We start from the raw sequence: 5,172 nt of genomic DNA, 5'->3' as shown, positions 1-5,172 counted from the left end.
CAGCTACTACTGCCTCTACACGATCATCGACATCTACAGCCGCTACACCGTCGGCTGGATGCTCGCCACAGCTGAGAACAAGGAACTGGCTGAGCAGTTCCTGTCCTCCTCGATCGCCAAGTACAAAGTGGAATACGGACAGTTGACGATCCACTCCGACCGGGGGTCGCCGATGATCGCCGAGAACGTCGCGCAAATGATGTCGAACCTGGGCGTCACCAAGTCGCACTCCAGGCCGAAGACCTCCAACGACAACCCGTACTCGGAGAGCCAGTACAAGACCCTCAAGTACCGGCACGACTTCCCCGACCGGTTCGGCTGCGTCGAGGACGCCCGTGCCTGGTGCGAGCGGTTCTTCGACTGGTACAACCTGGAGCACCGCCACTCCGGGATAGCGATGCACACGCCCTTCGACGTGCACTTCGGCCTCGCCGAGCAGCTATGCGAGATGCGCGCCGACGTCCTCGCCGGCGTCTACGAGAAGCACCCCGAACGGTTCGTCCGCAAGGCCCCCCAGCCACCCAAGCTCCCCACGGCCGCCTGGATCAACAAGCCCGACCAACCCCAGCCCGACGACCAAACGATCCCGGCACAGCGATAGAACGACCTACCTGCCTTGATCACGTTGACAGGTTCCGCCATGCGAGTGGAGGCGGGGTGCGGCGTGCTTGGTAGGTGGGCCGCGCCCCGCGTGGTGGTCAGGGTTTTCTGATCTGCGGGATTCCGAGGTCAGCGATGCGGGCTGTGGTCTGGTTTCGGGTGCGGTCCATGGCCGTCAGCTTGTTGCGGGCGGCTTCGAGGCTGATTCGGAGGCCTTCTTCTTCACCCAGCCAGCCGTTGAGTTTGGCTTCTGCGATGCGATCGGTGAGGCTGCGGATGATCTCGATCAGCCTGTTCCGTTGAGCGGGGTCGACTCGCAGCATGGGACAGCGGATGCAAGCGTGTTCGTGCCTGCAGGGCGTCCCGTAAGGCCGTCCGCAGGTGCCGAGTTCGAGCTTGCGCAACGCAAAGTGCTGCTGGAACTCGCGCCATTCGTCGTCCGTCGGGTCGCGGTATTCGGCGGGCGGCCGTAGGGATCGCCGCTGGTCCAGGAAGGATCGGTAGGAACGGATCAGGTCTTCCTGGAAGACCGCCAGGTAGGCCTGCGTGGTGGACAGGTCCTCGTGCCCCAGCAGCCGGGCAGCGATATGGACGGGCAGACCGCCGGTGACTGCTTCGGTGGCGAACATCCTGCGGAAGTCGTGTGGCGTGAACTTCAACGGCTCGCCCGCGGCGTCCCGCAGACCGGTGCGAGCCAGAGTGCTGTCCAGCAGTTTCTGGACCGTCGTGTGGGACATGACCTCGTTGCGGTGTCCTCGCGTCCGACGCTGGAACAGGTGAGGCAGCATCGGGCCAAAGGTGCGTTCGTGAGGGTCGTACTGACTGGTGAGAGGAATCGTCCCGCCGTTGGTTCGGCGAAGTCGGGTGACGACCGTGGCCAGGACGCTTGCCAGCTCCGGACTGATCAGCAGCAGCCGTTCCTCGTTGCTCTTCGACGGCACGATCTGAAGCAGCGGAACGAGTTCGCTGGTGTCGGCAAGCCGGTAGGACACCAGTGCAAGGTGGGTGATCTCCAGTAGTTCCTCGCGGCGGATGCCGGTGTGCCGGAGCGTCTCGATGACCGCCCAGGCCCAGAACGCGTCGTCCTCGCTCTGGAACAGATCGGTCTTCTCACCAGTGGCGAGGTTCTCGACCATGACCGCTTCGGGGCGGGAGCGGTGTGTGTTCCGCACCCACGTCTTGTAGATGAACCGCAAATAGGGGACGCCGTCGTGCTCGAACCGCTCGCCGATGGGGGCGGCTCGTGCGGCGGTCAGCAGCGCTTCCTGGGCGGCGCGGTGCCGTTCGGCTGCGGCTACCAACGCGGGCAGGCGCGGAAGCCGTTCACGGACCCGCTGGTGCATGTGGGCCCGGGTGCGGCGCCGGTATTTTTGCAGTCCGTCGGTGTCGCCGCGGCGCACCGGGCTGGGAACGGCGTGCGGTGCCCAGCTCGGGTCCTCCAGGGCCCATTCCTGAATGTCGAGGTAGAAGCTGCGGACCTGGACCAGGACGTGGAGGTAGCCCTTGCGCGGGCGGGGCTTGTCCCTCCGTTTGGTGACGTATTTCATCCGTTCTTTCCAGGCCAGGGCCACCTCATCCGGCAGGTGAAGGCTGTCGACTTCGGGGTGGTGGGCCTCGATGTCGGCCCAGAAGCAGGACACAAGGTGGATGAGCATGTGCTGGAACGACACGTAGTCCAGGCCCGCCCGGCGCTCTTCGAGATAACGCACCAGTGCGTCGCGAACTGGCTTGCAGCGCAGCCGATAGCGGTCGACTAGCTCAGCGGTCGGCCGTTGGCCCTGGTGCTGGAAGGCCTTGTAGGAGACGGACTTGGGCAGGATGCCGACGCCTCGCAGCAGGTCCCAGGCCGGGTAGATGCCGTGTGGCACGAGTCCGTTCTTCGCCAGGCCCCAGTGCCGGAAGTCCTCGAAGTCCTCCGCGGTGAGCTGATCCGGACCCCGGCCGGTGTGCAGTACCAGTTTCGACAGCACGTTCATGCCTTCGATCAGGCGCCGTTCGACCATGCCGTCGTCCTTGGCCTGCTGAAGAATGCGCTCGAATACCTCGGGCTGGATCGATCGCCACACATCCCGAAACAAGGTGAGCGAGTAGTAGCCGGCAAGGAAGCCATGGCCGGGCAGGATCACCTGGTTCAGCAGCAGACTCGCGATGCCGGCGACGTTCGTGGCCCGCCGGTGCACCGTCCCGGCGGTGGAGTCGGACGGGATCATGCTGAGCCAGCCCAGGTCCGCGTCGGCCTGCGAGGCCAGCCACCGCTCCTGCCACCCCGCTCCCGGATGGGACGCCAGCCAGGTGAGGATGATGGGAACCCCGCGGCGCAGATCACGCTTGCGCTTGTCGGTGTAACCCAGGCGCTCCGCGTGCCGGACAGCCGCTGCCAGCACCTCGCCGGGCTCACTCTGATCCAGCGGGCCGAGCCGCAATGCGGGTGCCGTGAGCGACGCCTCCTCCCGCGGCGGTCGCGGGAGCGGGACAGCGGTGACGGTGGTGACATCGGTGCTCACGGCGCGACACCTCCAAGGAGGACGGCCAGGTCATCGGCGTCGTAGCCGACGGCCACCGGCTTCGGCTCTGCGGCAGCCTCCTCGCGGTCGGCGAGATAGCGATGGACACGCCGCAAGACCTCCTCGTCGTCTTCGGCGAGGTAGACCTGGGTCGTGGTCAGGTGGGCATGACCGAGGATGACCTGCACGTCCCGCAGGGAGAGCTTGTGCGACCGGACCATGCGCAGGGCACTGGTGTGCCGCAGGTCGTGCATGGTCCAGTTCGTGCCGAGCACGTCGTTCACCCGGCGCAGCACCGCCCGCAGGGCGTCGTAGTTCAGCGGTCGCCGCGTCAGGTCCTCACCTGGCTTCTTTCGACGCCGCAGGGTCCACCAGACCGGATCGGCTGGGCCGAGATCTTTCAGCTCATCCAGATAGAGGCGCAGCCAGACGAACGCCTCCGCGCTGGCCGGCAGCCACTGCAGGGCGCCCGTGCCCTTGCGGCGGACTTGGACAAGCTGGTCGCCCCAGTCGATGTCAGCGGCTCGGATACCGAGGAGTTCGCTAGCCCGGGCCGCCGTGCTCACGGCAAGCGCCAAAATCGCCCGGTCTCGATTGGATCGCATCGCCGCGAAGAGCTCGACCCAGCGCTCATCCGGCATGGCCCGAGGCCGCTGCCTGGGCACTTTGGGGTTGTAGTGCAACCGGCCTTCCGGCCGGAACGACTCCAGCGGGTTGTGATGGGCATTCGCCCGACCACGCCGCCCCCGGTCCCGCCGCACCGGGTTGACCAGCGGGCCGTCGCCGGCATCGATGACGAACTCGTAGAAGCAGCGCAGCACCGCATTGCTGTGCCGGATCGTCCGGGCGCCATAGCCGTCACCCGGATACTGCTTACGCGTGATCGGATTGACCTGCCCGGCAGTTGCCGCCGACTTCGTCCGCGGCGCCCGCCGCTGCTTCTTCGCCTGCCCCATCCACAGCACGAAGTCCCGCACCTCCGCGGACGTCACCCTGTCCCAAGGCACCTCGATGGCATGCAGAAACCTCCACCAACGGTGCAGGTCAAAGGCGTAACTGCGGACACTGCCCGCAGAGTGACCGCGGGCCACGAAGTCGCGCAGGAAGCGCCGGATCGGCTCGACCGGGCGACCGTCCGGGTCCACGACCACGTACGGGATCACGTCGTTGACAGGCACGACCCGACCCCAGCGGGCAAGACGGATTGACTGGAGATCCCTTGGGACCTCGACGGATGAAGACATGCAGCTCCTCCCTCGAATAGCTGCATGTCTCGTACCGGATCGCTGACCAACTCGACTTGCGACACACGGAGTTACTCATCCTTAGTCCGGTCAACATGGTCGGCGTCGGCGATCAGGACGTGTAGTTGCCGTCGGTGGGTGCGGGAGAGGCGGGCGATGCGGTCCTGGAGGGCGTCGCGGCCGGGCAGGCTGGTGAGCGGGTCGCGGCGGGCAGCGTCGAGGTGGCGGCGTACACGCACGTCGTCGGCGAGGACGGCCAGAGCGAACGGGACGGCCGCGGCGATGACCAGCGTGCGCGACGGCTGCCGTAAGGCGCCGGATACAGGCATGATGGGATCTCCGTTCCCGCCCGTCAGGGCGGACATGGGAGAGGCGCACCCCGAGCTGTCGAGGCTTTGGTGGGGTGCGCCTCTTGCTGTGCGTGCTGCGTGTTCTGGTGTGCTCGAAACGGCCAGGCAGACTGAATGGGCCGATGTCTTGTGACGGAGATGGAGGCACACCTGGGGGTGGTCGTACCTTCAGCCGATGCTGCGGCCGCCTCCAGGACCTGACCGCCGGCCGCCCAGCGGCGCGGCTGGCCGGATGCTGCTGCAGTCGCCGGATCCTTCGTCGTGCACGGACCAGCCAGACGCGAGGACCGTCAGGGCTTCGTCATGGGGCGTTTTCCGGTTCGGGACGGAGCCAGCACCACTGCTGCAGTTCGTAGGCGGCCAGGGCGAATAGCGGCATTGGCCTCGATTCGTCAGGGGTTGTGAGCTGCTGACCGGTTGGTCGGTTCGCCCCTTTTGTCCCTGATGGTTGGGGATGGGGCCGTCGCGTGTCGC

Annotated in this window: 4 protein-coding genes; 1 reads left to right on the top strand and 3 read right to left on the bottom strand. The window is 66.4% G+C overall.

Going from position 1 to position 5,172, the window contains the following annotated elements:
• Positions 1-601, top strand: a 601-nt coding sequence (locus ABZT03_RS42980) for an integrase core domain-containing protein (protein WP_356049602.1), incomplete at its 5' end; no start/stop codon positions are given.
• A 97-nt stretch (positions 602-698) separates the two neighbouring features.
• Here the strand turns inward: ABZT03_RS42980 and ABZT03_RS42975 are convergent.
• From ABZT03_RS42975 to ABZT03_RS42965, 3 genes are all read right to left on the bottom strand, one after another.
• Positions 699-3,104: a site-specific integrase gene (locus tag ABZT03_RS42975; protein WP_356049600.1), complete on the bottom strand. Its 2,406-nt coding sequence runs from the start codon at positions 3,102-3,104 to the stop codon at positions 699-701.
• Positions 3,101-4,282 (bottom strand): tyrosine-type recombinase/integrase, encoded by a 1,182-nt coding sequence (locus tag ABZT03_RS42970; RefSeq protein WP_356049598.1) that lies wholly within the window; start codon positions 4,280-4,282, stop codon positions 3,101-3,103. The genes ABZT03_RS42975 and ABZT03_RS42970 overlap by 4 nt, the downstream gene beginning before the upstream one ends.
• 137 nt (positions 4,283-4,419) lie before the next feature.
• On the bottom strand, positions 4,420-4,677 hold the full coding sequence (locus ABZT03_RS42965; RefSeq protein WP_356049596.1) for a hypothetical protein: 258 nt from the start codon (positions 4,675-4,677) through the stop codon (positions 4,420-4,422).
• Positions 4,678-5,172 lie beyond the last annotated feature (495 nt).

The sequence above is a fragment of the Streptomyces sp. NPDC005574 genome (assembly GCF_040605435.1).
Lineage (GTDB): Bacteria > Actinomycetota > Actinomycetes > Streptomycetales > Streptomycetaceae > Streptomyces.
The sequence above is the reverse complement of the archived record's forward strand: the minus strand, read 5'-3'. Positions and strand labels throughout refer to the sequence as shown.